Source organism: Aquisalimonas sp. (genome assembly GCF_007120195.1).
Classification (GTDB): domain Bacteria; phylum Pseudomonadota; class Gammaproteobacteria; order Nitrococcales; family Aquisalimonadaceae; genus Aquisalimonas.
The window spans coordinates 36535-62635 of record NZ_SKOG01000022.1 but is presented as its reverse complement, the minus strand read 5'-3'; the positions used below and the strand labels follow the sequence as shown (position 1 = coordinate 62635).

Below are 26101 nucleotides of genomic sequence, written 5' to 3'. Positions count from 1 at the left end.
GCTTCGTAACGCGCCTATCCCCGAAGCGCGCACCTTGTTCGAGTCGTTGCTGGCAATGGAAGAGCACGAGACCATGCGCTTGAGCCTCCAGATCGGCCGCATGGATGACCTCTAGCCAAGAGGACGCGCTGGTGATGGGACGGAACTCCTCCCGGAAAGGTCCCGGAGTTGGGGTACTCCTCACCCCGATTAGTTCAGTGCGCCCCGAAGGTGCGATTCACCAGTGGAGGGGAAGGATCCACGCAGGGCGCACGTGACGAAGGCGAAGCGGGGTAAGGGGAGCCAGCGCCTCGCACACAAGGGGATTCGCACGAGCGAACACCCGCCGAATGCCGGGCCATGATGAGGTGAGCACACCGCCTGAAACGGGTGCTACATCGACCTCGACACATCAGCAGGATGGCCGATTTGCACAGGGGAAGCCTGCCGTTTTTTTACCTTACTGTCGGCGCACCTGGTCGGCAGTCCCTCGCCATCTCGCCCAGGTCAAGGCGCGACATTTACCGAACTGATTACTTACTTTTGTGGGTGATTCCGAAGCTGGGTCGCTCGGTGTCCCAGAAGAGCATTACGGTACGCCCCGCCATCACGTCCGACACTCCGACGAGATGCCAATTGTGCTGGTCGCCTTCATCGAGGGCGTTCTGAATCTGCTCCCGGACGTTGGCGTCTTGGTCCACCGTGACCTCTTGGGCATAGTATCGTCCGCGGTCTTGCACTGCCATACAATCACCTGGTTTCGCTGCCCGGTGGAGGCTCCCAGTATAAGTTCGGATCTGACTGAGGCGCCAGCCGCACCTTGGGCGCGACCTGCACGCTGGCGACCTTTTCCTCCATCGCGGAAAGCGCGGGATTCTTTGTGTGAACCCTTTGGCTACGCGACTGTGGCGTAGCTACAAGCGGCATCCGGTCAGTGGGTGACTTTCCGGACGGCACTGACGGAGCTGGAGTGGTGTTGCCAGGCGGCGATTCAAAGCCTTGGCCGCGCGTCGCGCGGGATGCGGCATTGCCACAACCTGCTAGTACCGGACCCAGGACGAACTCGCATGGATGCCATCATGTTGCCGTTATTGGCGGGCAGGGAAGCCAGTTCGAGTGTCGGGGCGCGGTCTACACGCGATCGCACGGAACGCACCATAGCTTTCTTGTCCAGGAATGCTATCTGGCCCTCCAAGGCGCACTTGGATGTGGCTCCCACCGCCAGGCACTGCGAATGCAGGTTTAACCAATGGGTTGCCGGTACCAGTGCATCGCGGTGAAAACCGGATCATCTGTACCCATCGGGTGCTCAAATCATCCCGGCTCCAACCGGTTCCGCACGATTTGCCAATTCAGCGCTTTCGCAGGCTCAGTTGATAGCTCCCGGATAGCTGGTCGCGGAAATCGCCCCACATCAGGCGACCATCCTCGCTAATGGTGCCGCTTCCGTCCCCCGAGTGCGCGCCATTGACCACGAAGGTAGTCGTAAAGCTCCTTCCGGACAGGCTCCCGCTGCCTTGCGAGCGAAAGCCAAGCGCGTGGTTGACGGCCGTAAAGCTGAAGTCCGCGCCGTCCTGGGTGATGGCGTAGATGGTGCCGTTATTGTCCTCCCAGACACCCAGGATCTGCACCGCGGGAGCGGGCACCGGCTCTTGCACTGCTGGCGATTCGGCATCCGCCTCGGATGGGGATGGGACCCGGGTTTCCTCAGCGGGCTGTGCGGTTGGGGATGGCCCGGTGGTATCCATTACGCCGAACTGGTGGAGAACCACTAGCAGCCCGGTGACGGCGGTCAGCAGGCCGGCGATGGCCGTCAGCACGCCTGGCAGCGTGTGCCAGAAACCCTTGCCGGGACCAACGTCCGCCATGGCGGGCCTCCCTGCGCTCTGCGGCAATACGCGCGGTATGGAAGCGTAATGGAATTATACGTCAGGTGCGTGATGAGCGCTTGCAGAAGCAGGTGGGTGCGAACGCGCGCCGGCAAGTGTGGCGGCTTGGCTACGGTCAACCGAATCTCTCTGCTCCGGGAGCCTGCCATGGCGTGGGAGAGTCCGCCGTCAGCCAGTGGCGCGGATCGCTTGACGGCGGGCCGGGGCCTCGCCTGCCCGCCGGGCCATTGGCGAGGTCCTGCGGACCCGGTGCAGGGGGAACGCAGCGCCGGGATGTGGTGGGACGGTACGCTAGAACTCCAGGCGTATACCGGCGGTGAACTGGTGGCTCTCCACGTCATTCAATAGTTGTAATGTCTCGTAATCGATGAAGGCCTGGGTGCCGCCCCTGAACACGGCCGAGACGCTGGCCCCCAGGCGCAGATAGTTCCTGTCGGGATCGTCCGTGCGAACCGCGAGCACGGTCCCTTCCGGGTGGTTGGCGTAACGCGTCTCGATCCTGCGTGCGTGGTTGCTGAACTCGTGTACCCATTCGGCGCGGGCCTGGGGGATCAGCACTCCGAACGGCTGACCGGAGGTGTAGGCGAGCTCTGCGCCCAGCGCGGTGGTAGCGGACTCGACGGTTTGCCTTTGCACCGCCATATCAAGCCCCTCGGCACCGCGCTCACGGTAGCCGTCGATTCTCGCCCGGAGAATCTCCACCCGCACTCCGGGACTCAGGCTCCAGGCGTTCCGCCGGAGTTCGTAGCCAAAGCCGGCGCTCACCTGGAACTGCCGGCCGTCGGGGTCGGCCCTGGCGGTGCGGTCGGCCCCTTCAACCTGGGGGCCGGCATTGGGGCCAGGCTCGTAGTCGATGCGACGCTCAATGTCGAAATCGGTCCTGCTATAGCCGAGCAGCCCGTGGGCGTAGAAATCGCCGACGTTGTAGAGCGCGTAACCGAGGAGGCTCCAGCTATCGCCCTCCACCTTGCCCCCGGCTACTTCCGCGCTCTCTTGGAAGTCTGCATTTAGCCGGGTGTAACCGAGGGCCCCGCCAAGCACGAGCTCCGTTGAGAGTCGGTAATCGGCGCCGGCGGTCAGGCCCACGGTATCGAAATCGAAGCCGTTTTCCCGTTGGGTTGCGTCCCGGTCTCCAAAACCGAACGTGGCATTGGCGAACGCGCCCAAACGGCTCCAGCCGCCATCGAACTGACTGCCCCCGGACGCCAGCCCCATGGTCAGCGTATCGTTGGTGGAGGCGAGAAGCACCGGCATGTCGTCACGGCCTTGGCCACCGGCGTCGGCCAGACCGACACCGGTCGCCTGCAAGGCGCCGAGGCGTCCGAGCACGGCCGCCGCCTGGATCCCTGAGAACTCCGTCACCATGGTGCCGGGCGCGACCGTCTCCTCGGCCGCGATCTGCTGGAAAGCGGCATTGAGGGCCGCCTCGTCCAGATCAAGATCGAAGGCGCTTGGGCCTTCGCCCTCGAGGGCGTTGCGTGTCTGTACCATCTCCCGGCAACGGGAGAAGAGGTCATCTTGCGGTGCGGTGCGCTCTTCGCGTTGGGCCAACTGGGGGCACACAGTGCGCACGGCCGCCTCGGTGGTTGCCTGCAGCTCGGTGGCGGCAGATCGGCCGCCGCCTCCGTTTGCAGGTTCATCGGATACTGCCAGCCCAGGCATCCCCAGCATGCAGGCGGCGACCAGCGTTGGTACGACGAAATCCTTGCCAGCGACGGGATGGCAGGGACCGAAATGCGGCGGACTGTGCATGGGATGCCTCCCCAGACAACCCTCGTTATTGTTGGCTTTCGGGCGCGGACGCAGTCCGTTTCACTATTGAAGTGTAGATCGCGCGAAGGGTTTGACCACTGTCCGGGTCGGGCCATGTTTCGCCGTGCTGTCGCGTCTCACGTGGCAGTGCTGGTCCCTGTCGCGATCGCTCTCAACCACGGATGCGGCCGTCACCGGCCGGGCGCCACAGCCGAGGACAGTGTAGGGCCGGAAGTCACAACCTCGGGGTTCTCGTCCATAATCATTAGATGCTCGCATTCTATGTCGACCGGCTGCTGGCCATTGGAGAACGCTTGAATGCGCAGCACTGCGTCGGGAGCCGTTGCTGATGGGGGCGCATGTGCCGGCCGTCATACCTCATATCGTGAGCCAACACGCTGAAGAGGCGGCGTTCCTGTGGTTACTGCGTAATGCGGCCGTCGCCGCACCGCATTACTCCCTGAGCCATCTTGCACAGTTGGACAATCGCGTTGAAGCGCATATCGACGGGCTGCGTATCGCTGGCAGCGCCGGTTGGGCCATCTGCGCCGATGCGCTGCTCGCACACGAGGAGACCGGCGAAGTCTTCTGCGCCGCGGTGCTGGCGCTGGAAAGCGGGGAAGCGGACAGGATTCGGCGCGTCTACGATGTGGTCGGGTCGGTGCCAGAGACCCGGGACGGACTGGTCTCGGCGTTCGGCTGGGTGGATCGTGCCTGGTGGCGCGGCGAGGTGCGTGATCTGCTGCATTCCGACGCGGCATACTGGCGGCGGATTGCCATGGCCGCTGCGGCGACACAACGGGTCGATCCCGGGCGCGTCCTCGCGGAGTCATTGCAGGCGCAGGCCCCCGAGCTGCGCGCAACGGCGTTGCGCGTCGCAGGATTGCTGGGGCGCGAGGATCTGCTGCCTGCGGTCCTGGCGCAGCTGCAAAGCCATGACGCGACGGTCCGTTTCGCAGCCGCCTGGTCGGCGACCGTGCTCGGTGATCGCGGCGCCGCCCCGGGAGCGGCGCTGGCGTTCGTCGGCGCGGAGCAGCCCCAGCGCGCGGAACGTGCCCTCAGCGTGGCGCTCCGTGCGCTGCCTTTGAATGACTCGTTGCCGTGGGTCAACCGGCTTGCCAGCGGCTCCGCAATGCGGCGCCAGGCGGTGGTGGCCTGCGGCATCATCGGTGACCCGGCATCCATTCCCTGGTTGCTCGAGCAGATGTGCACGCCCGAGTTCGCCCGCGTCGCCGGGGAGTCCTTCACCATGATCACGGGCGTCGACCTCGCCTACGAGGATCTCGAGGGCGAGTGGCCCGAGGGCTTCGAGGCCGGGCCCACGGAGAGCCCCGAGGACGAGGACGTCGCCATGGATGCGGACGAGGATCTGCCGTGGCCGGATCCCCGGCTCATTGCCGACTGGTGGTCGCACCATCACGGGCGTTTTCCTCCGGGGCAGCGCTATCTGCTGGGCAAGCCAGTGACGCCGGAGCACCTGCAGTGGGTGCTGCGTTACGGCATGCAGCGCCAGCGGCAAGCCGCGGCCCTGGAGTTAAAGCTGAGCCATCCCGGTGAACCGTTGTTCGAGACCCGCGCGCCGGGGTTTGTGCAGCAACCCATCCTCGGCCTCTGAAGTGTCTCCGTTGAAGGCCAGTGCGCGGCCCGCTGCAGGACTGGCATATGTTCCCGCAGCGGCTACATTTTCAGGAGAGGTATGAGTTCCTCCGGGTGGTGCGGCTGCGCGGGTTGCTCGTGCCGAAGGTGAGGATGACGCAGCAGGGCTGCATGTGGGGTGCGCGCCCATTGCGTGGTCGTTATCGGCCGGGGTACAGGGTCCGTGGTACCGCCAGTGGCGTTGGCAGATCCGTAGGTTTTGCAGGCAGGATGCCCGGTGGTTCCCTGACGGGGGCGAAATGGAGCTGGATCGCATTCTAGAGCCGTTGTCGAATGATGCACCGGCAGACGTTGATCTGGATGCCGGAGGGGAAATCCTGGCTCTGGACATGCTCGCACAATGGGGTTATCCGGAGCGCGAACCTGACTGGCGCGAGCTGCAGCGCTCCTGCCTTGAGGCCCTCGAAAAGAGCAGAGATCTCCGCCCGGGCGCCTATCTCGCGGCTGCTTTGCTTCACACCGAGGGGCTGTCTGGGTTTGCCGATGGGGTGCACTGTCTGCGCCAACTTGTGGAGTCACAGTGGGACGCAGTCCATCCACCCCTTGATGAGGACGGGGACGCCACGGAACGTGCCAACGCGCTCTTCAACCTCACCAACTACCAAAAGGTCCTCAAGCCCTTGCGGCGAGTGCCCCTGGTGGATGACCGCGCGACGGGGCGATTCAGCCTCCTTGATATCGAGATCGCCGACGGCAAGGCGGATGTGCCCGAGGGCTACGAAGGCGACCCGCCCCGGCGCGAACTCATAGAGGCGGCATTTGAGGCGGTCGGCAACGACGCGCTGCAAGCCCTTGCATCCCCGGTCAAGCGAGCCGTTGACGATCTGGCGGCAATCGAAGCGGTGTTTCGCGATCGCTGTGGTGTGGAACAGGCCCCGGACCTGGCCCGTTTGAGGGACGTGCTCGGGCGTATCGACGGCGCCCTGCAGGCGTTCATGCCGGCGCCCGACCACGCTGCGCCGGAACCCCCGCTTGCGGACGCGTCGGCGGATCGACAGGGTAATCCCGGCCCCTCTGGGGTTGCGAGCGAGTCTGCGAGGGCGCCCGGGGAGATTCGCACACGTGCCGAAGCCGTGGCCGCCATGGACGCGATCGCCACGTACTTTCGCACCCAGGAACCCTCCAGTCCGGTGCCATTGCTGATCGAGCGCGCCAAGCGGCTGGTGGACATGGATTTCGTATCGATACTGCGCGATGTGGCACCGGATGCCGTGGATCAGGTGAAAAAGCTGCGTGGTGCGGACCCCGAGGAGTGATCGCCCCATGAGATCAGGCGCGATGCCAGTTAGCCGAACCTGGAGTGACCTAAGTGGCGTCGCCGCCCTGCGGATCTGCGACATGTTGAGTGAGCTTGAGTAGACGGAGAAGGCAACGATGGCCAAGCCCAGTTCTCAGAAGTTTATTGCGAGAAATCGTGCGCCGCGCGTGCAGATCGAGTACGACACCGAGATCTATGGTGCCGAAAAGACCGTGCAGTTGCCGTTCGTCATGGCGGTCATGGCCGATCTCGCCGGTGACAGCAAGGAGGAATTGCCCCCGGTGGATGGCCGCAAGCTGCTGGAAATTGACGTCGATAACTTCGATCAGCGCATGAAGGCGCTCAAACCGAGCCTCAAGTACGCCGTTGAGAACAAGCTTACCGGCGAGGGCAACCTGGAGGTGGAGCTCGCGCTCGAGAGCATGGAAGACTTCTCGCCGGCGGCCATCGCGCGGCAGATCGAGCCGCTGCGCAACCTCCTCGAGGCGCGCCAGCAGCTTGCCAATCTCGCGACGTATATGGACGGCAAGTCCGGTGCCGAGGAGCTGATCGCGAAGGTCTTGAATGATCCGTCATTGCTGGAGACGCTCAGTGCGCGCCCCAGCGAGGAGTCGGAGCAGAAAAGCGAGGGCTAAGCCGTGGCAGAGTCAGACAAGGAAACCCAGCAACAGCCGGAAGCGGAAGCGCTGACCGCCGACGACTTCACGCAACTGCTGCAGAAGGAGTTCCGCCCCAAATCGGATCGGGCGAGAGAGGAAGTCGAATCGGCGGTGCGCACGCTTGCCGAACAGGCGCTGCGGGAGACGACGGTCATCTCCGACGATGCGCTGAGCACCATCAATGCCATCATCGCCGAGATCGACCAGAAGCTCACCGAGCAGGTCAATGAGGTGATGCACCACGAGAAGTTCCAGGAGCTCGAGGGGGCCTGGCGGGGCCTCCACCATCTCGTCAACAACACGGAAACAGACGAGATGCTCAAGATCCGCTTTATGCCGATTGCGAAGAAGGAGCTGCACAAGACCCTGCGTAAGTACAAGGGCACGGCCTGGGATCAAAGCCCGATCTTCAAACGTGTGTATGAGGAGGAGTTCGGCCAGCTCGGCGGCGAGCCGATCGGTTGCATCGTGGGTGACTACCATTTCGATCACGGCCCGCAGGACGTCGAGCTGCTCTCCGGTATGGCACAGATCGCTGCTGCCGCCCACGCACCGTTTATCGCCGGCGCCGCCCCGGGGCTGCTGCAGATGGACTCCTGGCAGGAGCTGACGAACCCGCGCGACCTGGCCAAGATTTTTTCCACGCCGGAGTACGCGGGGTGGCGGTCCCTGCGCGAGTCGGAGGACTCCAAATACGTGGCCCTGGCCATGCCGCGATTCCTGTCGCGGCTGCCGTATGGCGCCAAGACCGAGCCGGTGGAGGAGTTCGACTTTGAGGAGGATACCGCGGGCCCGGACGCGAGCAAGTACACCTGGGCCAACTCGGCCTATGCCATGGCCGTGAACATCAATCGCTCGTTCAAGCAGTACGGGTGGTGTTCACGCATTCGGGGTGTCGAATCCGGGGGTGCCGTGGAGGGGCTTCCCGTGCATACATTCCCCAGCGACGATGGCGGTGTCGATATGAAATGTCCCACCGAGATCGCCATCAGCGACCGTCGCGAGGCCGAGCTGGCGAAGAGCGGTCTCATGCCGCTGATCCACCGCAAGAACACCGACATCGCGGCGTTCATTGGCGCCCAGACGCTGCACAAGCCGGCGGAGTACGACGACCCCGACGCAACCGCGAATGCGCAGCTCGGCGCCCGCCTGCCGTACCTGTTTGCCACGTGCCGGTTCGCGCACTACCTCAAGTGCATCGTGCGCGACAAAGTCGGCTCATTCAAAGAGCGGGAGGACATGCAGAAGTTCCTCCAGGGCTGGATCATGAAGTACGTCACCGGTGATCCGGCCAACGCCACGGAGGAGACCAAGGCGCGCAAGCCACTCGCCGAGGCGGAGGTCCGGGTCATGGAAGACGAGGCGAACCCGGGGTACTACAACGCGACGTTCTATCTCAGACCCCATTATCAGCTCGAAGGGCTCAGTGTGTCGTTGCGGCTTGTGTCCAAGCTGCCGTCGGCCAAGGGGCAGTAGCGCGAGCGTCGCCGAGTGGCTCGGGCCGCCGTTGCCCATGGCCTGTCGGTGGGGTGGCGGTATAGGGCGGCGAAAGGCGTGAAAGCGCCAATGGGAGTAAGGAGAGCAATCATGGCATCGGAATGTTTTCTGAAGCTGGAAGGAATTCAGGGGGAGTCCAGTGACCACGCGCACGAGGGCGCAATGGAGGTGACCGCCTGGAACTGGGGCGGAACCAATACCGGCTCCATGCACGAAGCCCGCGGTGGTGGTTCCGGGAAGCCCGAGTTCAAGGATTTGTCGGTAACGAAGTTTACGGACATGGCATCGCCGGCGCTGTGGCAACACATGGCCACCGGCAAGCATATTCCTTCCGGCGAGCTCATTATGCGCAAGACGGGTGGTGACCCGGTGGAGTTCCTGAAAATCGAGCTGGAGCAGATCCTGGTCAGTGGTATTGAGGCCAGTGGCGCCGAAGGCGAAAAGCGGGCAACCGAGGAGGTCAGCCTGAACTTCGCGCGGTGGAAGGTCATTTACACCCCGCAGGAGGCCGACGGCACTCCGGGGGCGGAGGTGGATTTCGGCTTCGATATCGCCAGGCACGAACCGATTTAACCGGGGCGCCCCACGGAAAATACCGGCGCTCGGTAGTGCCCTGCATAAGTCCGTCGGCGGAACAGGCCGCGGTGAACTGAATCAGGTAAGGTCTTCGGACATGCGCTATGGCGGAACTTGTCAGCGGCGAGAACCTGCAGCCTTCGCTACTGGATCGCCTGACGGATCGCTCGCGCTTTGTTGAGAGAATCACGCTTGCCTACCTCGTTGAGGCGCTCGCCGCAGCCGGTGGTACTGCGGATCAGATCCGCGAGATGCTGGGCTCCCTTGGTCTGCGTCGGGTGCGGGGTCTGGAGCAGGCCGACGTCGAGGTGTGGGATAACCATTCCAGCCGTTATGGTCTGCGCAGCATTTTGGAGCTGCGACCCCGCCCCGAGCTACCGCCGCTCGCGGACTTGATCGAGGTGCGCGGCCGCCAGTTGGTGCCCAATGTGGAGGAATCCAGGGAGGAGCGGCTCATCTCTTCGCGTCGGCTCCGGCAACTGGTGCTGCGGGATCTGGGCTGGTTGCTGAACACGGGCCAGCTTACCGCGGTGGTCCCCATGGAGAACTACCCGGAGGTCCGCCGCTCGGTGCTCAATTACGGGGTTCCGGATCTTGCCGGCATGAGCGTCTCCGGGGCGGATCTGCAGCGGCTCGCCGAGAGCCTGCGCTTGGCCATCACCACCTTCGAGCCACGGCTTCGGCATGTGAGCGTAACGCCCCTGGACGGCGACCAGGAGGGACGCCAGAACAGACTCTCATTTCGCATCGCAGGAGAACTCTGGGGCCAACCGCTGCCAGAGCAGCTGTATCTGCACACCGAGTTTGATCTCGAGGACGCCACTGTAACAGTACACGAGACGGATAACCGCTGAGGGGCCACGGGATGGATGCGCGTCTGCTGACGTTCTACGAACAGGAATTGCGCTTCATCCGCGAGATGGGTGCCGAGTTCGCCCGGGAGTATCCGAAGATCGCGGGCCGTCTCGGCATGGAGGGGCTGGATTGTGCCGATCCCTATGTGGAGCGGCTGCTGGAAGGCTTCGCCTTTCTCACCGCGCGCGTACAGCAGAAGATGGATGCGCGGTTCCCGGAGTTCACTCAGCAGTTGCTCGACCTGGTCTACCCGCACTTGACCGCGCCCCTGCCCTCCATGGCCGTGGTCGGGTTTCAACCGGATCTCAGTGCCGGCGCCCTGGGGTCCGGTTACCGGTTGCCACCGGGGACCGTGCTGCGCAGCCTGCTTGGCAAGGGGGAGCGAACCGCGTGCGAGTACCGCACCGCCCATGAGGTCACCCTGTGGCCGTTGCGGCTCGCCTCAGCCCGGTATCTCGCCAACCCCGGGGTCATGGCCGCCCGGGGCTTGCCCACCCCCGACGGTGCGCGCGCGGCCATACAGATCGATCTGGAGCTGACCAGCGGTGAACGCCTCGGGGATCTGCCTCTGGAGCGATTGCCCGTCTACCTGCGTGGTGGCGACGAGTTGCCCATGTGGTTGTACGAGGCGTTGCACGCGGGTTTCATGGGCGTGACGCTCCGCGATGACCCGGAGCAGCCGGCACGCCTTTGCCCCGGTGCCGCGCTGCGCCAGCCCGGCTTCGAGCGCGACGAGGCGTTGCTGCCTTCGGTCCGCCGTGCCTTTGATGGTTACCGGCTCCTGCAGGAGTATTTTGCCTGTCCCCAGCGGTTTCTCTTTGCCGAACTCACCGGGCTGGGCGCCGGAATCAAGCGTCTGGACGGCGCCCGGCTGGAGGTCACCGTCTTGCTTGACCGCAGCGATTCCCGCCTGGAACAGGCCGTGGATGACAAGGCCTTCCTGCTGTATGCCACACCGGCGATCAACCTGTTTCACCACACCGCCGACCGCGTGCATGTCAACCAGCAGGACACTGAGTTCCATGTCGTGCCCGACCGCAACCGGCCCATGGACTTCGAGGTCCACACGGTCCTGGGGGTGACCGGGCATGGACGCAGCCGAGACAGCGCCCGGGTGTTTCAGCCCTTCTATCGCGTGGACCGCGAGACGCAAGACCATGAGCCGGGCGCCTATTACGCCATCCACCGGCACCCGCGACTGCTCTCTGCGCGCCAGCGCCAGCGCGGCACACGAACGGGCTACCTGGGCAGTGAGGTCTATCTTTCGCTCGTGGACGGGGCCCAGGCGCCCTATTCCGGGGACTTGCGGCAGCTTGAGGTGCGAACGCTGTGTACCAACCGTGATCTGCCGATTCAGATGGCCGTGGGCAAAGGCACGACCGACTTTACCCTGGAGGCTGCGGCCCCGGTCAATTCCGTGCGAGTGGATACCGGGCCAACGCGGCCCAGGGCGGCCTTTCGCTCCGGGGAGACCACTTGGCGCCTGATCAGTCAGCTGTCGCTGAACTACCTGTCCCTGGCGGATACGGATCGCGACCGGGGGGCCGAAGCACTGCGCCAGCTGGTGGAGCTGTACGTGGACACCAACGACCCCTTGGCACGTCACGTGGAGGGCGTGGTTTCCGTAAGCTCCAAGGCCGCCGTGCGGCGCATGCCCACGCGGGGGCCCATCTGTTTCGGCAACGGGCTCGAGGTGCGCGTGCGCCTGGATGAGGACTGTTTCAGGGGCGTTGGAGCGTTTCTCCTGGGCGCGATCCTCGATCGATTCTTTGGCAAGTATGTCTCGGTGAACTCCTTCACCCAGACCGTCGTCGAGTCTTCACAGCGAGGGGAGATCATGCGATGGCCAGCCCGAGCCGGCCTGCGGGAAGTCCTGTGAGGTTGCCTGCGCGCCTGCAAGAAGCGCCGGAGCGGTTTTCTCTGTTCGCCGCCTTGCGCCTCCTGGAGGCGGCGGCACCGGAGCGGCCACGGCTGGGCCGTTCCCTGCGGGCCGCCGCGGACGGGGTGCGCCTGGCGCAGACCCCCTCCCTGCGCTTTGCGCCCGGGGAGATCACCCGCATTGTGGATGGACCGCTTCCCACTGTTTACGGAGAGGGCTTCGGCTTGCTCGGGCCCAACGGACCGCTGCCATTGCACTTAACGGAATACGCCGATGAGCGCCGGCGCCAGGATCACGACCCGGGATTCAGCGATTTTCTCAACCTTTTTCACCATCGCCTGGCCTCGTTGTTCTACCGCGCCTGGGCCGACGCCGAGCCCAGCGTGGAGGCCGATCGGCCGGACGACCGGTTTTCCTGGTATCTGGGCGCGTTGATGGGCCTGGGAACACCCGGGGTGCGAGGGCGCGATACCGTTGGCGATTGCGCCAAGCTGCATCGCGCCGGTCGCTACGCGGCGCTGCAGCGCTCGCAGGAAGGTCTCGAAGACATTCTCGAGGACCACTTCAACTTGCCGGTGCACGTCGAACCCTTTCGCCCCGCCTGGCTGGAGATTCCTCCGCAGGAGCGGCTGCGTCTGGGTCACACCGGTCCCGTGGGCCGTCTCGGCCGGGACGCCAACCTCGGGGGCCGCTCCTGGCAGTGCCAGTTCAACGTTCGTATCGTGCTCAGCCACCTCTCCCGGGAGCAGGCACAGCGCTTTCTGCCGGGGCAGCGGGATCTGGTCGCGCTGGGCGATCTGGTTCGCGCGTACCTCGGCGATGAATTTCGCTGGGACCTCGAGCTGCGTTTGGCACCGGGGCGCGCACCGCCGCTGCGCCTGGCCCGGGGCGTGCGCCTGGGCTGGTCGACCTGGCTGGGGCGCCGGCGCAAGGACCATGCGCGCATGCTTATTCGTGATGCGCATACGGGGGCTATGCCGTCGGGGAGGGTAAGCCATGACTGATATCAGTCGTACTGCCTTGTTCGGGAAGTTGCACCCACTGGCCTACAAGGCCATTGAGAGTGCGACCACCTTCTGCCGCATGCGCGGCAACCCCTACGTCGAACTCGTGCACTGGCTGCACCAGTTGCTGCAGTACCACGACTCCGACCTGCACCGCATCGTGCGCTATTTCGAGCTGGACCCCGCACGCCTGGCGCAAGACCTCACCCGCACACTGGATGGGTTGCCCCGGGGAGCGAGTTCCGTGACGGATCTGTCGTCCCACGTCGAGGACGCGGTCGAGCGCGGCTGGGTCTGGGGCACCCTCAAGTTCGGTGAACACCGTGTCCGCAGCGGTCACCTGGTGGTGGGCCTGCTTAAGACCAAAGGCCTGCGCGCTGCGCTTTCGGGCATCTCGGGCGAGTTCTCCAGGATCTCCCCCGACACGCTGGTGGACAACTGGGAAGCGATCGTCGGTGGCTCACCGGAGCAGGACCAGGAGGGCGGCGCCCACGCCACCGCCGCCACGGCCGACGAGGCGGCAGCTGGACCAGTCCCGCCCGCGGAGATGGGCAAGCAGGAAGCGTTGCGCCGCTATACCGTGGACCTCACTGAGCAGGCGCGGCAGGGAAAAATCGATCCCGTCATTGGCCGGGACGGCGAAATCCGCCAGATGATCGACATCCTCATGCGGCGGCGTCAGAATAACCCCATCCTCACCGGCGAGGCCGGCGTCGGCAAGACAGCGGTGGTCGAGGGCTTCGCCTCACGCATCGCCGAGGGGGATGTGCCGCCGCCGCTGCGGGATGTCTGCCTGCGCTCCCTGGACGTGGGCCTGTTGCAGGCCGGTGCCAGCGTTAAGGGCGAGTTCGAGAACCGGCTCCGCCAGGTTATCGAGGAGGTACAGGCCTCGGAGCGGCCCATCGTGCTGTTCATCGACGAGGCCCACACCCTGGTCGGTGCGGGCGGTGCCGCCGGCACCGGCGACGCCGCGAATCTGCTAAAGCCCGCCCTCGCCCGGGGCACCTTGCGCACCATCGGCGCCACCACCTGGGCGGAGTACAAGAAGTACATCGAGAAGGATCCGGCGCTCAGCCGTCGCTTTCAGGCGGTGCAGGTGCCCGAGCCCGAGGAGGAAAACGCCGTTGCCATGATGCGCACACTGGCATCGGTGCTGGAGGCCCATCATCGCATCCTGGTGCGTGACGAGGCGCTGACCGCTGCGGTCCGCCTGTCCCATCGGTATATCCCCGCGCGGCAACTGCCGGACAAGGCGGTCAGCCTGCTGGATACCGCTTGTGCCCGCGTGGCGATCTCCCAGGAAGGGGTGCCGGCGGAGGTCGAAAACTGCCGCCGCCGCATCGAGATTCTTGAGACCGAGTCGGCGATCATTGCACGCGAGCGCGCCGTCGGCTTACCCGTGGAGAACCGTGATACCAGCGTCGCCGAGGAACTGGAGACCGAGCGGGCGCGTTTGCAAGAGCTGGAAACGGCCTGGCAGGAGGAAAAGGCCATCGTCGATGACATCCTCGATCTGCGCGCAAAGCTCCGTGCCCAAACGGGCGCGGCAGACACCCCCGCGGAGGCCGCCGAGGCTGCCTCCGCAGCCGCTTCCCCGGGGGTGGAGGGTGAGCCGTTCGATGCCGAAACGGCCCTCGCACGGCTTGATACCTTGCAGAAGGAACTCGAAGAGCGCCAGGGCGAGACCCCGCTGATTCTTCCCAGCGCCGACGCCCAGGCGGTCGCCGGGGTCGTGGCGGACTGGACGGGTATCCCCGTCGGCCGCATGGTCAAGGACGAGATCACCACCGTGCTCAATCTCGCCGAGCGCCTGGCCGCACGGGTCAAAGGCCAGGACCATGCCCTGGAGATGATCGCGCGCCGGGTACAGACCTCGCGCGCCAACCTGGATAACCCGGGCAAGCCGGTGGGGGTCTTCCTGCTGGCCGGGCCCTCGGGTGTCGGCAAGACGGAATCCGCCCTTGCCCTGGCGGAAACGCTGTTCGGTGGTGAGCAGAACGTAATCACCATCAATATGAGCGAGTTTCAGGAAGCCCACACCGTCTCCACACTCAAGGGCGCACCCCCCGGATACGTCGGGTACGGCGAGGGTGGCGTGCTCACGGAAGCGGTGCGGCGGCGTCCGTACAGCGTGGTGCTGCTCGACGAGGTGGAGAAGGCCCACCCGGACGTGCACGAGATCTTCTTCCAGGTGTTCGATAAGGGGGTCATGGAGGACGGCGAAGGCCGGTTGATCGATTTCAAGAACACGCTGATCATCCTCACCACCAATGTGGGGACGGACCTGATTATGGAGGCGTGCGAAGCCGGTCGCGAGCGCCCTGACCTGGACGGGTTGAGCCGGGCATTGCGCGCGCCTTTGCTGGATGTGTTTCCTCCGGCCCTGCTCGGCCGCATCGTCGCGATTCCCTATTACCCCCTCAGTGACGACATGCTGCGCGACATCATCCGCCTGCAGCTCGGGCGCGTCGCGCAGCGGGTGCACGACGCTCACGCCGTACCATTGAGTTACGATGACGGTGTACCGGAGCTGATTCTGGAGCGGTGTACCGAGCTGGAAAGCGGCGGGCGCATGATCGACGCCATCCTGACGAATACGCTGCTGCCGGTGCTCAGTCGTGAGTTCCTGTCCCGACTCGCGGACCGCCGCCCTGTGGAGCGCGTTCACGTCGGCGTGGAGGAGGCCGAGTTCACCTACACGTTCCAATAGACAAGCGCTGCCTTGCAATCCTGGCACGCCTTGACGCCCTGGAACCCTTGGGCGAGGCTTTAAGTAAGGAATTGTTAAGTGTTCCATTCAACAGCAATGGCTTTTGGCAATACAGGTATTGCTAGTGTCCTGTCCCGTGAATAAGTTGCGAAAATTGGCGTGGATCCTGTCGGTTCCTGGCAAGGCGCGCCGACGAGGCGTAGCGGGGCCTACGGCGAGGAGGCGCAACGCCGCCAGGGGCCGTCAGGGCCGCGACAATCGTAACGTTATTTGCGGGACAGGACACTAGGCAATATGGCTAGAGCGCGCATGGTCGATGTGGACTTCTACAGCTTTCGGAAGTTGCTCAAGGAGGCGACGCAACGGGGAGGTCGCATCGACAAGCGTGATACGCAGCGCTGGAACGCCTACGTGAAGGAACACAAAGTCAATGAGGTGGCTGCCCGGGCGATCGCCGCCTCCCGATTCGACTCGCCGACACCGGTGATTATCGAGCTTGGAGGTGAGGGTGACGGGCTGTACGTGTACTCCGATATCGAAGAGGGGTGTCTGCGGTTGGTCTACCGGGACTGATTCGCCAGCCGGGCTTGCCCGGGCGCGGGTGGGACAGGTCCTGATGGTTGGCGGAGCCAACCACGAAGTGACTCTTGCACACCGCCTGTAGCGCCCGTTGCGTTGGAGTGACGGCATGCGGCTTACGCTGACAGTGATCAACGAGGCGGCCTCCCGTCTTGGCGCAAACGCCAGCTGTTGCTGGCGGGAGCGGGGCGGGACGCTTGGCCGTGCTGAGAACAATGACTGGACCCTGCCGGATCCGCACATGGAGATCTCGCGCTGTCACGGACGCGTTCGCTACCAGCAGGGCGAGTACTTTCTCGAGGATACCAGTGCCAACGGGATCATCCTGGCCGATGGCATCACCCGCATGGATCCCGCCGAACCGCGCCCGCTGCGCGACGGCGACGAGTTCCTGATCGGCGACTATCGCATTCGCGTGCGTCTTGGTGCCGAAGCGCCGTGTGCCCCGCCGGCTGACACAACCGACGCCTCGGGTCTTGCACAGGAGGGCAGCGTCGCTGATCCTCTCGAGCTGTTTGGTGGGCCGGTGGAGCGGCCACGGGAGTCTTCCCCGGAACGGCAGCGGGGCTATTCGTACCTCAGTGAACACTTCACCCCCCCGCGATTGAGCCCGAGCCCGCAAGAGCCTGGTCGAGCACCGTCAAGCGATGACAGCAGCGGTGAAGCCGGCGTGCTGTTGCCGGAAGACTGGTGGCGCGATGCCCCGATCGCAGCCCCACCGCGGCCGAACCCCGGCGGCCGGGGCGAGAAGCCGCAGGCGCGGGAAGCTGTCACCCCGACCATTGGCGCCGAGGCGGCAGGTGACGACACGTCGGCGGTCTCCGGGCAGGCATTGCGCCAGTTGCTCGCCGGCGCCGGGTTGGACCCGGATCAGGTTCCAGCGGACAAAGCCGAAGAGCTGGGGCGGATTTTGCGGGTGGCCGTGCACGGTGTCATGGATCTGTTGCGGGCGCGAATGGAGATCAAGAATCAGTTCCGCATGTCCGTGACGCTGATCCAGGCCCGCGAGAATAACCCGCTGAAGTTCTCTACCAACACGGAAGACGCGCTCCACAATCTGTTGGTGAAGCACAACCCGGACTATATGGCACCGGCGGAGGCGTTTGAGTCCAGCTTCGAGGATCTGCGCTTTCACCAGTTGGCGTTATTGGCGGGAATGCGTACAGCGTTCTTTGAAATGTTGCGGCAGTTTCGGCCCGATGAACTGGAGCGGCGTTTCAGCGAGGCAGCGGAGCGGTCCGTGCTCGGGCGTATGACCGGTCCTAAATGCTGGGATCAGTACAAGGCATTCTTTGCCGAGATTGATCGCGACACCGAAGACTATTTCAACCGGCTCTTCGGCGACGCCTTCGTTGCGGCATACGAACAGCAGATGCGGGAACTCAAGGCCGCCGCCCGCCGTGGCGACGACTGAGACGCACCGAGGTTGCGCGGCGAGACCACGAGGTGGTTCCTGATGGCGCGGATTGCAAAGGGTGGCATTGGCTTGGCCCGGGGCCTTCTGGCCGTTGTCTGCGCGCTGTTGCTGGCGGCCTGCGCGAGCGGTTCCGAGGAGCGTCCGGACGCCGTCGATGGCCGTATTGTCGTGCTGCCCGGGTTGAACCCCAATATCGAAGGGCGGCCCTCACCTGTGCGCATCCGCGTCTACCAGTTGAGCGACCGCGATGCGTTCATGGATGCGTCCCTGCGGGAACTGCTTGCCCGGGACCAGGAAGCCCTCGGCGGCGCCCTGTTGAGCCGTGACGCCTTCGAGCTTTGCCCGCTGGAGATGGAAGACAATGCCGCGGAGTACGCCGGACTGCGCTGTCAGGGCGAGGAGCTGGCGGTCACCCTCGACATCTATCCCGACGTTCGCTTCCTTGCGGTGATGGCCGAGTTCTACGACGTCCAGGATCCGGCCAGCCAATGGCGCGCCGTCACGGAAGTGCCGCGCGAGGGATTCTGGGATTTCATGCGATCGAACTCGTTCACCATCACGCTGGATCGGTCCCGGGTGGCCGTGGAGTTTGACTAGTGTCCTGCGGGCACTGCGCTGGAGTGTGGTTTGATTCAGGGGCAAGGAGCGGGGACGCAGGTACAAGGAGGACGGGCGGGGGCGTGAGGTCGGGTTAACGGGACCGAGGGGGTGGTGATGTCACGGGGCAGTCGTGTGTTATGGACCGAGGGGCTGTTCCTCGAACCGCAGCATTTCCAGCAGCAAGATCGGTTCATGGAGGCCTACGTCGGTGGGCGGCTTGCCGCGTATGGGAACTACGCCTGGGGTTTCCAGGAAGTGGAACTCGACGGTGACCTGCTTGGTATCGGCAAGCTGGGGCTGCGCCGGGCCAAGGGTATCTTCCCGGATGGCACACCCTTCAATATGCCGGCGGACGACCCCTTGCCCGAGCCATTAGACATCGACGACAGCGTACGCGATCAACTGCTGTACCTGGCGCTCCCCCTGCAGCGCGATGGTGCGCTGGAAGTGGGGCGCAGTGAATCCGCCCCGGGGCTATACCGCTACCGTGCCGACGATCTGGAGGTGCGCGACGGGGTATTGGACAGCTCCGCATCCGCCCTCGTGGAGGTCGGTCGCCTCAATATACGGCTTGCCATCGGCCGCGAGGCCCTGGAACAGTACGCCTGCATTCCCCTGGCGCGGGTGGTGGAAGCGCGCGCCGACGGTCAGGTGATTCTGGACGAGGATTTTATCCCCACGGTGCTGCGGTGTCGCGGTTCGGAACGCCTGCAGGCCTATCTCAGCGAATTGCGGGGACTGCTGCAGCAGCGCGCCGATATGTTGGCATCTCGCGTGACGGCGAGTGACCAGGGAGGCGCCGGAGAGATTGCGGATTTCCTCATGCTGCAGATCGTCAACCGGCACACGCCGGTCGCGGCCCATTTCGCCGAGGCAACCCATGTCCACCCGGAAACCCTGTACCGGTTCGTTATCGGTCTGGCCGGCGAGCTGGCGACTCTGACCCGTCGCAGCCGGCTACCGCCCGACATTGCGCCCTATCGCCACGATGCACTCCAGGAGCCGTTTGATGCCGTATTCGCGGCGTTGCGCGAGGAGTTCCGCACCGTGCGGGAGTCCCCGGCAATTCAGATCCCACTGGAGGAGGCCGGGGCTCACGGCGTGCGGGTGGCCAGGGTACCGGACCCGGCTCTGTTTTCCAGCGCCGAGTTCGTGCTCTCGGTCGGCGCCAGCGTGTCCACCGAGGAGCTGCGTGCGTACTTCCCGGCGCAGGCCAAGGTGGCCCCGGTGGAGCGCATTGCGGAGCTGGTGAACAACAATCTACCCGGCATCGGGCTTGCGCCTATGCCCACGGCACCACGCCAGATTCCGTACATCAGCTCGCGCGTGTACTTCGAGCTCGATCGCGCCAATGCCCTGTGGGAACAGGTCAGCCGCTCCGGCGGACTCGCTGTCCACGTTGCCGGAAAATACCCGGACCTGCGCCTGGATCTCTGGGCGATCCGAGGAGGGGGTTCATGAGCAACAATGAACCACCGCCAGGGTCCGGCGACCGGACCATCATCCGCCCAACGCCGGGCCGGCGCTCCGGCGGCTCGTCAGCGACCGCCCGCCCGCAGCAGCCCGGAGGACCGAACCTGTCCGGCCAGGGCGCGGTAGCCACTGGCGATGCACCGGATCTCGATGCCTTTGGCGCCAGTACCCTCAACCCCCTGGTGCAGGCGTCTACTCCGCTGCTGGTGCTCGCCACCGGACTGCGGGGCACCCGTGAGCACCGGGACGTGGATGGGCTGCGGGCACAGGCCGTGCGGGAGATCCAGGCCTTCGAACAGTCTGCTGCCGAGCGCGGTGTCGCCTCGGAGTCAGTGCTGGCGGCCCGATATGCGCTGTGCACCTTCATCGACGAGGTGGTGATGAACACCCCTTGGGGTGCAAGGAGTGCCTGGGCAGACCGCCCCCTCCTGTTGACGTTCCACCGCGACAGCGCCGGCGGCGACAAGGTGTTCGAGCTGGTCGAGCGGGTGCTGGCCGACCGTGAGCCGCGCCGGGACATCATCGAGTTCTTCTACGTGTGCCTGGCGCTGGGTTTGCAAGGCCGCTATCGCGTCGCCGACGGTGGTCAGGCTACCCTCGCCGAGCTGCAGGAGCGGCTCTACGGGCGCATTCGCGCCTGGCGCGATGCGCCGCCGGATGAGCTCTCGCCGCACTGGCGAGGGGTCGAAGACCGCCGTGCACGCTTGGTGCGTGCGGTACCTGCCTGGGTGCTCGCGGCCGCGGTGGCGCTCATTGGCGGCGGTGTGTTCCTGACCCTGCACAACTGGCTTAACGCGGCCTCCACCCCTCTCACCACCCAGCTGAACGCGGTCAAGGAGGCCACCTTCGAGTCCCCGGCCGGCCCCCGGGCGGTGGAAGGGCCTACCCTGGCCAGCGTGCTCGAGGCTGGCGATCGCGAACGACTCCACATCGAGACTGGCCCCGACGGGCGCACAACGCTGATTCTGCACGGAGAGGTTTTCGCCTCCGCCAGCACCGAGGTCACGGAGGAATTCGTCCCGGTCCTGGAGGAGATCGCCGAGGCGCTGAACCGGGTACGCGGGCCGGTGCTGGTCGAGGGGCACAGCGATGACCGACCGATCCGCTCGGTGCGTTTCAGGGACAACCACGAGCTCTCCCGTAAGCGGGCGGCCAGCGCCGCCGAGCTGCTGCGGGAGATCCTTGTCGACCCGGAACGCGTGGACTATGTGGGCTTGGGTGCCGATCGCCCGCGGTTTGAGCCCGCAGATGACCCGGGCAACCGCGCGCTGAACCGGCGGGTCGAGATCGTGCATCGTCCCGGTGGAGGTGGGTCGTGAGGACGGTGCTGGCCATGTTCCGGCAGCGCTGGGTCACGGGCCTGGTCGGCGTGATCCTGCTGGCGCTGTTGATCTGGTTCATCGGCCCCTATGTGGCGGTGGGTCCGTTCGTGCCGCTGGCAACCCCCCTGGCCAGGGGCGGGGCGATCGCTGCTGTGGTTGTGGTCTGGGCGGCGCTCGCGCTGCTGCGATGGCAGCGTGCCCGGCGTGCCAGTCAGCGCCTGGGGGCGGCCATTGTTGCCAGCGACCAGCCGGGCAATGGGCGCGACGCGGAGCTCGCGCGGCGCTTCGAGGAGGCCATCACCTTCCTGCGTCGGTCCAAGGGTAGCCGCAATCTCTATGAGCTGCCCTGGTACGTGATTGTGGGCCCTCCCGGTTCGGGCAAGACCACGGCGCTGATTCATTCCGGTCTCAACTTTCCCCTGGACCAGAAGTTCGGGCGTGATGCCGTGCGCGGTGTGGGCGGTACCCGCAACTGCGACTGGTGGTTCACCGACGATGCGGTGCTGCTCGACACGGCGGGCCGGTACTTCACCCAGGACTCCGACGCCGACTCGGATGCCGACGAATGGCGGAGTTTTCTGGACCTTCTTTGCCGGTACCGCAAGCGGCGCCCCATCAATGGTGTGCTGGTGACGCTCAGCGCCACGGATCTACTCACCCAGTCGCCCGGCGCCCGGGACCATCACGTCGCCACGGTCCGCCGCCGTATAGATGAGCTGCAGCGGCATTTGCGGGTGCAGGCGCCCATCTATTTCCTGGTGACCAAGTGCGATCTGATCGCCGGTTTTGTCGAGTTCTTCGACGACCTGGGCCATGACGGCCGGGCTCAAGTCTGGGGGATGACCCGCCCCGAGCCGGTGGTCGGCGTGGATCCGGCCGAGTGGTTCGCGGGCGAGTATTCGGCGCTGCTGGAACGGCTGGACGCCCGGCTGTTCGCACGCCTGGATCGCGAACGCGAGCCGCAGCGGCGCGCACGCCTGTTCGGTTTCCCACGGCAAATGGGGGGTCTAGGCCGCAACCTGCTTGATTTCATCCGCGAGGCCTTCCATGGCACCGGTTACGATCGACCGGTGATGCTGCGCGGGGTGTACTTTACCAGCGGCACGCAGGAAGGCACACCGATCGATCGCATGATGGAAAGCCTGAACCGCGCCTACGGGCTGTCCCTGCCGGCGGCCAGCGGCGTCCCACACGCCGGGGGCGGGCAGGGCCGCAGCTATTTCATACACCGGCTGCTGCGGGATGTGGTTTTCGCCGAGTCCGGCCTGGCGGGGGTGAATTGGCGCGCCGCGGTGGGCAGGGCCGTGGCCCAGAGCGCGGCCTATGCAGTGTTGCTGGCGACGCTGGGGCTGCTGATTGCGGGCTGGTCCATCAGTTATCAATCCAACCGCGCCTATCTCGCGGATGTCTCTTCGGCGCTGGAGGCGCAGGCCGAGACGGCCACGCGCTCCGTCCCCGCCGATGCGGGGCTGCTGGACGTCCTGCCGCGCCTGGATGCGCTCGCCGAGGTGGCCGAGGAGGCGAACCGCTACCGTGACGACACACCCTTTCTGATGGGGCTCGGCTTGTACCGCGGGGACGCCATCGGCGAGTCTGCCAATGAGGCCTATCTCCAGGGCATGCGCGAGCTGCTGGTGCCCCGTGTGGTGCTGCTGCTCGAGCAGCGGCTGCGTTCCCCCGATACTCCGCCCAGTGACATCTATGTCTACTTGAAGGGCTATCTGATGCTGGCCAGGCCTGAGCGACTGGACCGCGATGAGCTCGACGCCATCGTCGGTGGCACGCTGACGCGGGAGTTCTCCGACCAGCAAGCCCTGGCCCGGGCGCTGGGCCAGCATTTCCGAGCGTACAGCGGTGGCGCCGATTCCCTCCCGGGGCTGGATCCGGACGCGGATCTGGTGGCCCAGGCGCGGGCGACGCTGGAGGAGGTGTCGATCCCCGCGCTGATGCTCAGCCGCCTGGAGCGAGTGTACGACCGGGATCACCCAGCTGCCCTGCGATTGGACTTACAGGCAGGCCTGGGGGGCGAACGGGTGTTTCAGCGTCGTAGTGGTACTCCCATGTCTGAGCCGGTGCCCGCGCTCTACACCCGTGAGGGATTCGAGACCATCACCGGGGATGTCGTCGGCGAACTGGTGGAGCGCTTCCAGGAGGAACGCTGGGTCTTTGGTGAGGAGGTGCTGCCCGATGGGCACACGGCCCGCCTGGAGCTGGCTGCCGAGTTCGTGCGCCATTACGAGCGCGCGTATGTCGATTTCTGGCAGGAGCTGCTGGGCGATCTGGAGATGACCCCGCTCCTGGAGGTGGATCAGGCCACCGAGCTGCTCGCCGCGGTCACGGGTCCAACCTCCCCGTTGCGTCGGCTCATGCGCACGGTGAGTGAGCAGACCCGATTCCCGGAACCGGAAGAAGAGGACGAGACCCGGGACAGTCGCCTACAGGCACTCACGGGGTTCTTTGAGGATGTGCAGATCGACGACCCGGGGCCGCGACCCGGGGAGCGGGTCCACGCGCATTTTCGTGAGTTTCGCCATTTTGTTACCGGTGCCGACGGGGCCGACCCGCCGCTGGAGGACCTGATCGCGCTGCTGGACCAGCTCTACGGCGAGCTCAGCGCCCTCGGGAGGGGTCTAGGCGACGAGGATGCAATGACGCTCCTGAGCCGGGAGGGCGGCGACGTGCTGCGGCGCCTGCGCGGTGAGGCCGCGCGCCATCCGGAGCCGTTTCGTGACTGGCTGGAGACGCTGGCCGGCTCCGGCGAAGAGGTGGCCCTGCGCAGCCTGCGCAGCGAATTGAATCGCCGCTACCGCAGTGATGTGCTGCCGGTGTGCGAAGCCGTCACCGCCGAGCGGTATCCGTTCGATAAGGACAGCGACCGGGAGATCCCCTTGCGCGATTTTGAGCGCCTGTTTGGCCCTGAGGGGGTCATGGACGCCTTCTTCCGTGAGCATCTGGCCGAGCTTGTGGAAACCGCGGAGTCGCGCTGGCGCTGGCGTGGCGGTGAAGTCGCCGAGATGGGTATCCCGCAATCGGTACTGGATGAGTTCCAGCGGGCGCAACTGATTCGCGAGCTGTTCTTCTCCCGCGCGGGGGAGGGCCCGCGCACGGCATTTGAGCTCACGCCGCAGTATCTGGATGCGCGGGCGCGGGAGTTCCGGATCACCCTGGGCGATCAGTCTCTGGTCTATCGCCATGGGCCGCCGGTTCCCGAGCGTTTCTCGTGGCCTGCAGAAAGGGGCAGAAGCACGGAGGTCGCGTTCGAGGACCGTGGCGGACAACGTCCCAATCAAAGCTTCCCCGGGCCCTGGTCCTGGCTGCGTGCCCTGGAAGCGGCGGATCCTGCGCCGCAGTCCGAGACCACCTTCCTCGCCAGTTACTCCGTGGCCGGGTACTCGGCCCGGGTTCATGTGGAGTTCGACTCCGCGCGTAATCCACTGCGAAACGCGGAATGGCGGCGTTTCCGTTGTCCGGGGGGGATGTGATCGGATGCCGGAGCCGCACCGCATGGGGTTTCATGGCAAGTTGCCCAGTCATGGCGATTTCGTACGCCGGCGGGTGACGGGGGAATTTCTGGGTGTCTGGGATGCCTGGCTGGGTCAGTGTCTGCATCACACCCGCCGGGCCCTGGGGGACGCCTGGCTGGACGCGTACCTGACCAGTCCCATCTGGCGTTTCGCCCTGTCGGCGCGGGTGTGTGGCGCTGCGCCCAGTACCGGGGTGTTGATGCCCAGCGTCGATGCCGTGGGTCGCTACTATCCGCTGACGCTGGTGCGTTCTTTGCCGGCTGGGAGCTGCCTGCCGGCACTTGCCGTCGAGGAGCACCAGTGGTTCACATCCCTCGAAGAGCTCGCCCTGAGCGTGCTCGAGACGCACGAGGCATTCGATCTGCAGGTCTTCGACGAGGCCGTGCTGGCACTGGGTGAGCAGCTGCTCCCGCGGGTCGCCGGCGACAGCGCCGCAGTGGTGACAGTACCACGCGGTGCGACCCGGTTTTGCCTGCAGGGGCTGGAGGACCTGGGGCCGGCCGTGCTGCTGGTCCAACAGGTGATGCAAACCGGTGACCAGGGGTTCAGCCTGTGGTGGACCGAGGGGTCCGACCGGATTGCCCCCTGCCTGTTCGTGCATCCGCACCTGCCCCCGCCAGAGCGCTTTCCGGCCATGATCGATGGTGAATGGGCGCAGCATGGCTGGGATTCGCGTTCGCTCCACTGGGACACCTCGCAAGCGGTTGCGGTCAATGCGCAGACGCCGAAACCGTTGCGGTTCCGCTCCGCGGCCGTGAGCGACGCGGGCAAGGTTCGGGAGATCAACGAGGATGCCTGGCTGGATCGGCCGGACCAGGGGCTGTGGGCCGTGGCGGATGGCGTTGGTGGCAGCGCGGCCGGCGATGTGGCCAGCCGCAACGTTGTGGACGGATTGCAAGGGATTCCCGTTGGTGGCGATCTGCAGGAGCGGCTGAATGCCGCCAGGGAGGTGCTGCAGATCGTGAACGGTCGTCTGAGTGCAGCTGCCCGGCGCCGGGAGGGGGCGGTGGACAGTGCCAGCACGGTGGTGGCGCTGCTGGCCGGGGCCCATGAGTGCTGCTGGCTGTGGGCGGGCGACAGTCGCCTCTACCGGCTGCGCGGCGGCGCGCTGGAGCGCTGCACACGTGACCACAGCATGGTCGAGGAGCTGCTGGATAGTGGCGCGCTGGATGAGCGTGCCGCCGCCAGCCACCCGCAGGCGAACGTGATTACCCGGGCTGTCGGTGCTGCGGGGGATCTGGCGCTGGAGAGCCGGTTTTCAGATCTCCAACCCGGGGATCGGTTTCTCCTGTGCTCCGATGGTGTCCACGGTTGCCTCGAGGAGTCGGCCATGCGTCAGGCCATGAGCGGTGATTCGCCCCAGGCCTGCGTGGACGCGCTGCTTGCGCAGGTGCTACGGGGCGCGGCGGCTGACAACGCGACGGCAGTGGTGGTGTTTGTCGACTGAGACGGCCTGGTCCGGGCGGCCGGCG

19 protein-coding genes are annotated in these 26101 nt (G+C 65.5%); 16 read left to right on the top strand and 3 right to left on the bottom strand.

All coding sequences use genetic code 11. The features are described 5' to 3' along the window. Positions 1 to 512: 512 nt before the first annotated feature. From QZT63_RS02620 to QZT63_RS02610, 3 genes are all read right to left on the bottom strand, one after another. On the bottom strand, positions 513 to 725 hold the full coding sequence (locus QZT63_RS02620; RefSeq protein ID WP_290648323.1) for a hypothetical protein: 213 nt from the start codon (positions 723 to 725) through the stop codon (positions 513 to 515). 606 nt (positions 726 to 1331) lie between these two features. After that, entirely contained in the window at positions 1332 to 1847 is a 516-nt protein-coding gene (locus tag QZT63_RS02615) for a hypothetical protein (protein WP_290648322.1), read from the bottom strand. Between the two features lie 312 nt (positions 1848 to 2159). Then, positions 2160 to 3620, bottom strand: a complete 1461-nt coding sequence (locus tag QZT63_RS02610) for an autotransporter outer membrane beta-barrel domain-containing protein (protein ID WP_290648321.1) — start codon at positions 3618 to 3620, stop codon at positions 2160 to 2162. 385 nt (positions 3621 to 4005) lie between these two features. On the opposite strand from QZT63_RS02610, the gene QZT63_RS02605 reads away from it, so the two are divergent. From QZT63_RS02605 to tagF, 16 genes are all read left to right on the top strand, one after another. Next, the gene (locus QZT63_RS02605; protein WP_290648319.1) at positions 4006 to 5235 is read left to right on the top strand and encodes a TIGR02270 family protein; all 1230 of its coding nucleotides are present in this window, start codon (positions 4006 to 4008) and stop codon (positions 5233 to 5235) included. Positions 5236 to 5515: 280 nt separating this feature from the next. Continuing rightward, positions 5516 to 6532 (top strand): type VI secretion system protein TssA, encoded by a 1017-nt coding sequence (gene tssA, locus QZT63_RS02600; RefSeq protein ID WP_290648317.1) that lies wholly within the window; start codon positions 5516 to 5518, stop codon positions 6530 to 6532. Between the two features lie 118 nt (positions 6533 to 6650). Then, positions 6651 to 7169: a type VI secretion system contractile sheath small subunit gene (tssB, locus tag QZT63_RS02595; protein WP_290648316.1), complete on the top strand. Its 519-nt coding sequence runs from the start codon at positions 6651 to 6653 to the stop codon at positions 7167 to 7169. 3 nt (positions 7170 to 7172) lie between these two features. Next, positions 7173 to 8669 (top strand): type VI secretion system contractile sheath large subunit, encoded by a 1497-nt coding sequence (gene tssC / locus QZT63_RS02590; protein WP_290648315.1) that lies wholly within the window; start codon positions 7173 to 7175, stop codon positions 8667 to 8669. Positions 8670 to 8780: 111 nt separating this feature from the next. Continuing rightward, the gene (locus QZT63_RS02585) at positions 8781 to 9263 is read left to right on the top strand and encodes a type VI secretion system tube protein Hcp (protein ID WP_290648314.1); all 483 of its coding nucleotides are present in this window, start codon (positions 8781 to 8783) and stop codon (positions 9261 to 9263) included. Positions 9264 to 9370: 107 nt separating this feature from the next. Next, the gene (gene tssE / locus QZT63_RS02580; protein WP_290648313.1) at positions 9371 to 10120 is read left to right on the top strand and encodes a type VI secretion system baseplate subunit TssE; all 750 of its coding nucleotides are present in this window, start codon (positions 9371 to 9373) and stop codon (positions 10118 to 10120) included. Between the two features lie 11 nt (positions 10121 to 10131). Continuing rightward, positions 10132 to 12000 carry a type VI secretion system baseplate subunit TssF gene (tssF, locus tag QZT63_RS02575; protein ID WP_290648312.1) on the top strand — a complete coding sequence of 623 codons (1869 nt, stop codon included), beginning with the start codon at positions 10132 to 10134 and terminating at the stop codon, positions 11998 to 12000. Continuing rightward, a complete protein-coding gene (gene tssG / locus QZT63_RS02570) occupies positions 11997 to 13004 on the top strand; it encodes a type VI secretion system baseplate subunit TssG (RefSeq protein ID WP_290648311.1) in 1008 nt (335 codons plus the stop codon). Before tssF ends, tssG begins: the two co-directional genes overlap by 4 nt. Then, positions 12997 to 15714, top strand: coding sequence for a type VI secretion system ATPase TssH (tssH, locus tag QZT63_RS02565; protein WP_290648310.1), 2718 nt, complete (start codon positions 12997 to 12999; stop codon positions 15712 to 15714). The genes tssG and tssH overlap by 8 nt, the downstream gene beginning before the upstream one ends. A 294-nt stretch (positions 15715 to 16008) precedes the next feature. Beyond that, positions 16009 to 16287, top strand: coding sequence for a hypothetical protein (locus tag QZT63_RS02560; RefSeq protein WP_290648309.1), 279 nt, complete (start codon positions 16009 to 16011; stop codon positions 16285 to 16287). 115 nt (positions 16288 to 16402) lie between these two features. Continuing rightward, positions 16403 to 17707, top strand: coding sequence for a type VI secretion system-associated FHA domain protein TagH (gene tagH, locus QZT63_RS02555; protein ID WP_290648308.1), 1305 nt, complete (start codon positions 16403 to 16405; stop codon positions 17705 to 17707). A 42-nt stretch (positions 17708 to 17749) separates the two neighbouring features. Continuing rightward, entirely contained in the window at positions 17750 to 18307 is a 558-nt protein-coding gene (gene tssJ / locus QZT63_RS02550; RefSeq protein WP_290648307.1) for a type VI secretion system lipoprotein TssJ, read from the top strand. Positions 18308 to 18424: 117 nt separating this feature from the next. After that, positions 18425 to 19771, top strand: coding sequence for a type VI secretion system baseplate subunit TssK (tssK, locus tag QZT63_RS02545; RefSeq protein ID WP_290648306.1), 1347 nt, complete (start codon positions 18425 to 18427; stop codon positions 19769 to 19771). Then, positions 19768 to 21102: a type IVB secretion system protein IcmH/DotU gene (gene icmH, locus QZT63_RS02540; protein ID WP_290648305.1), complete on the top strand. Its 1335-nt coding sequence runs from the start codon at positions 19768 to 19770 to the stop codon at positions 21100 to 21102. Before tssK ends, icmH begins: the two co-directional genes overlap by 4 nt. Beyond that, positions 21099 to 24587, top strand: coding sequence for a type VI secretion system membrane subunit TssM (gene tssM, locus QZT63_RS02535; RefSeq protein ID WP_290648304.1), 3489 nt, complete (start codon positions 21099 to 21101; stop codon positions 24585 to 24587). The genes icmH and tssM overlap by 4 nt, the downstream gene beginning before the upstream one ends. Before the next feature lie 4 nt (positions 24588 to 24591). Continuing rightward, positions 24592 to 26076 carry a type VI secretion system-associated protein TagF gene (gene tagF / locus QZT63_RS02530; RefSeq protein WP_290648303.1) on the top strand — a complete coding sequence of 495 codons (1485 nt, stop codon included), beginning with the start codon at positions 24592 to 24594 and terminating at the stop codon, positions 26074 to 26076. The last annotated feature ends 25 nt before the right edge of the window (positions 26077 to 26101 follow it).

Coding starts and splice junctions, on each gene's coding strand:
- QZT63_RS02615 (WP_290648322.1), bottom strand. CDS start 1,847: ATGGCGGACGTTGGTCCCGGCAAGGGTTTCTGGCACACGCTGCCAGGC.
- QZT63_RS02610 (WP_290648321.1), bottom strand. CDS start 3,620: ATGCACAGTCCGCCGCATTTCGGTCCCTGCCATCCCGTCGCTGGCAAG.
- tssK (WP_290648306.1), top strand. CDS start 18,425: ATGTCACGGGGCAGTCGTGTGTTATGGACCGAGGGGCTGTTCCTCGAA.
- tagH (WP_290648308.1), top strand. CDS start 16,403: ATGCGGCTTACGCTGACAGTGATCAACGAGGCGGCCTCCCGTCTTGGC.
- icmH (WP_290648305.1), top strand. CDS start 19,768: ATGAGCAACAATGAACCACCGCCAGGGTCCGGCGACCGGACCATCATC.
- tssB (WP_290648316.1), top strand. CDS start 6,651: ATGGCCAAGCCCAGTTCTCAGAAGTTTATTGCGAGAAATCGTGCGCCG.
- QZT63_RS02585 (WP_290648314.1), top strand. CDS start 8,781: ATGGCATCGGAATGTTTTCTGAAGCTGGAAGGAATTCAGGGGGAGTCC.
- tssH (WP_290648310.1), top strand. CDS start 12,997: ATGACTGATATCAGTCGTACTGCCTTGTTCGGGAAGTTGCACCCACTG.
- tagF (WP_290648303.1), top strand. CDS start 24,592: ATGCCGGAGCCGCACCGCATGGGGTTTCATGGCAAGTTGCCCAGTCAT.
- tssF (WP_290648312.1), top strand. CDS start 10,132: ATGGATGCGCGTCTGCTGACGTTCTACGAACAGGAATTGCGCTTCATC.
- tssA (WP_290648317.1), top strand. CDS start 5,516: ATGGAGCTGGATCGCATTCTAGAGCCGTTGTCGAATGATGCACCGGCA.
- tssE (WP_290648313.1), top strand. CDS start 9,371: ATGGCGGAACTTGTCAGCGGCGAGAACCTGCAGCCTTCGCTACTGGAT.
- tssJ (WP_290648307.1), top strand. CDS start 17,750: ATGGCGCGGATTGCAAAGGGTGGCATTGGCTTGGCCCGGGGCCTTCTG.
- QZT63_RS02620 (WP_290648323.1), bottom strand. CDS start 725: ATGGCAGTGCAAGACCGCGGACGATACTATGCCCAAGAGGTCACGGTG.
- QZT63_RS02560 (WP_290648309.1), top strand. CDS start 16,009: ATGGCTAGAGCGCGCATGGTCGATGTGGACTTCTACAGCTTTCGGAAG.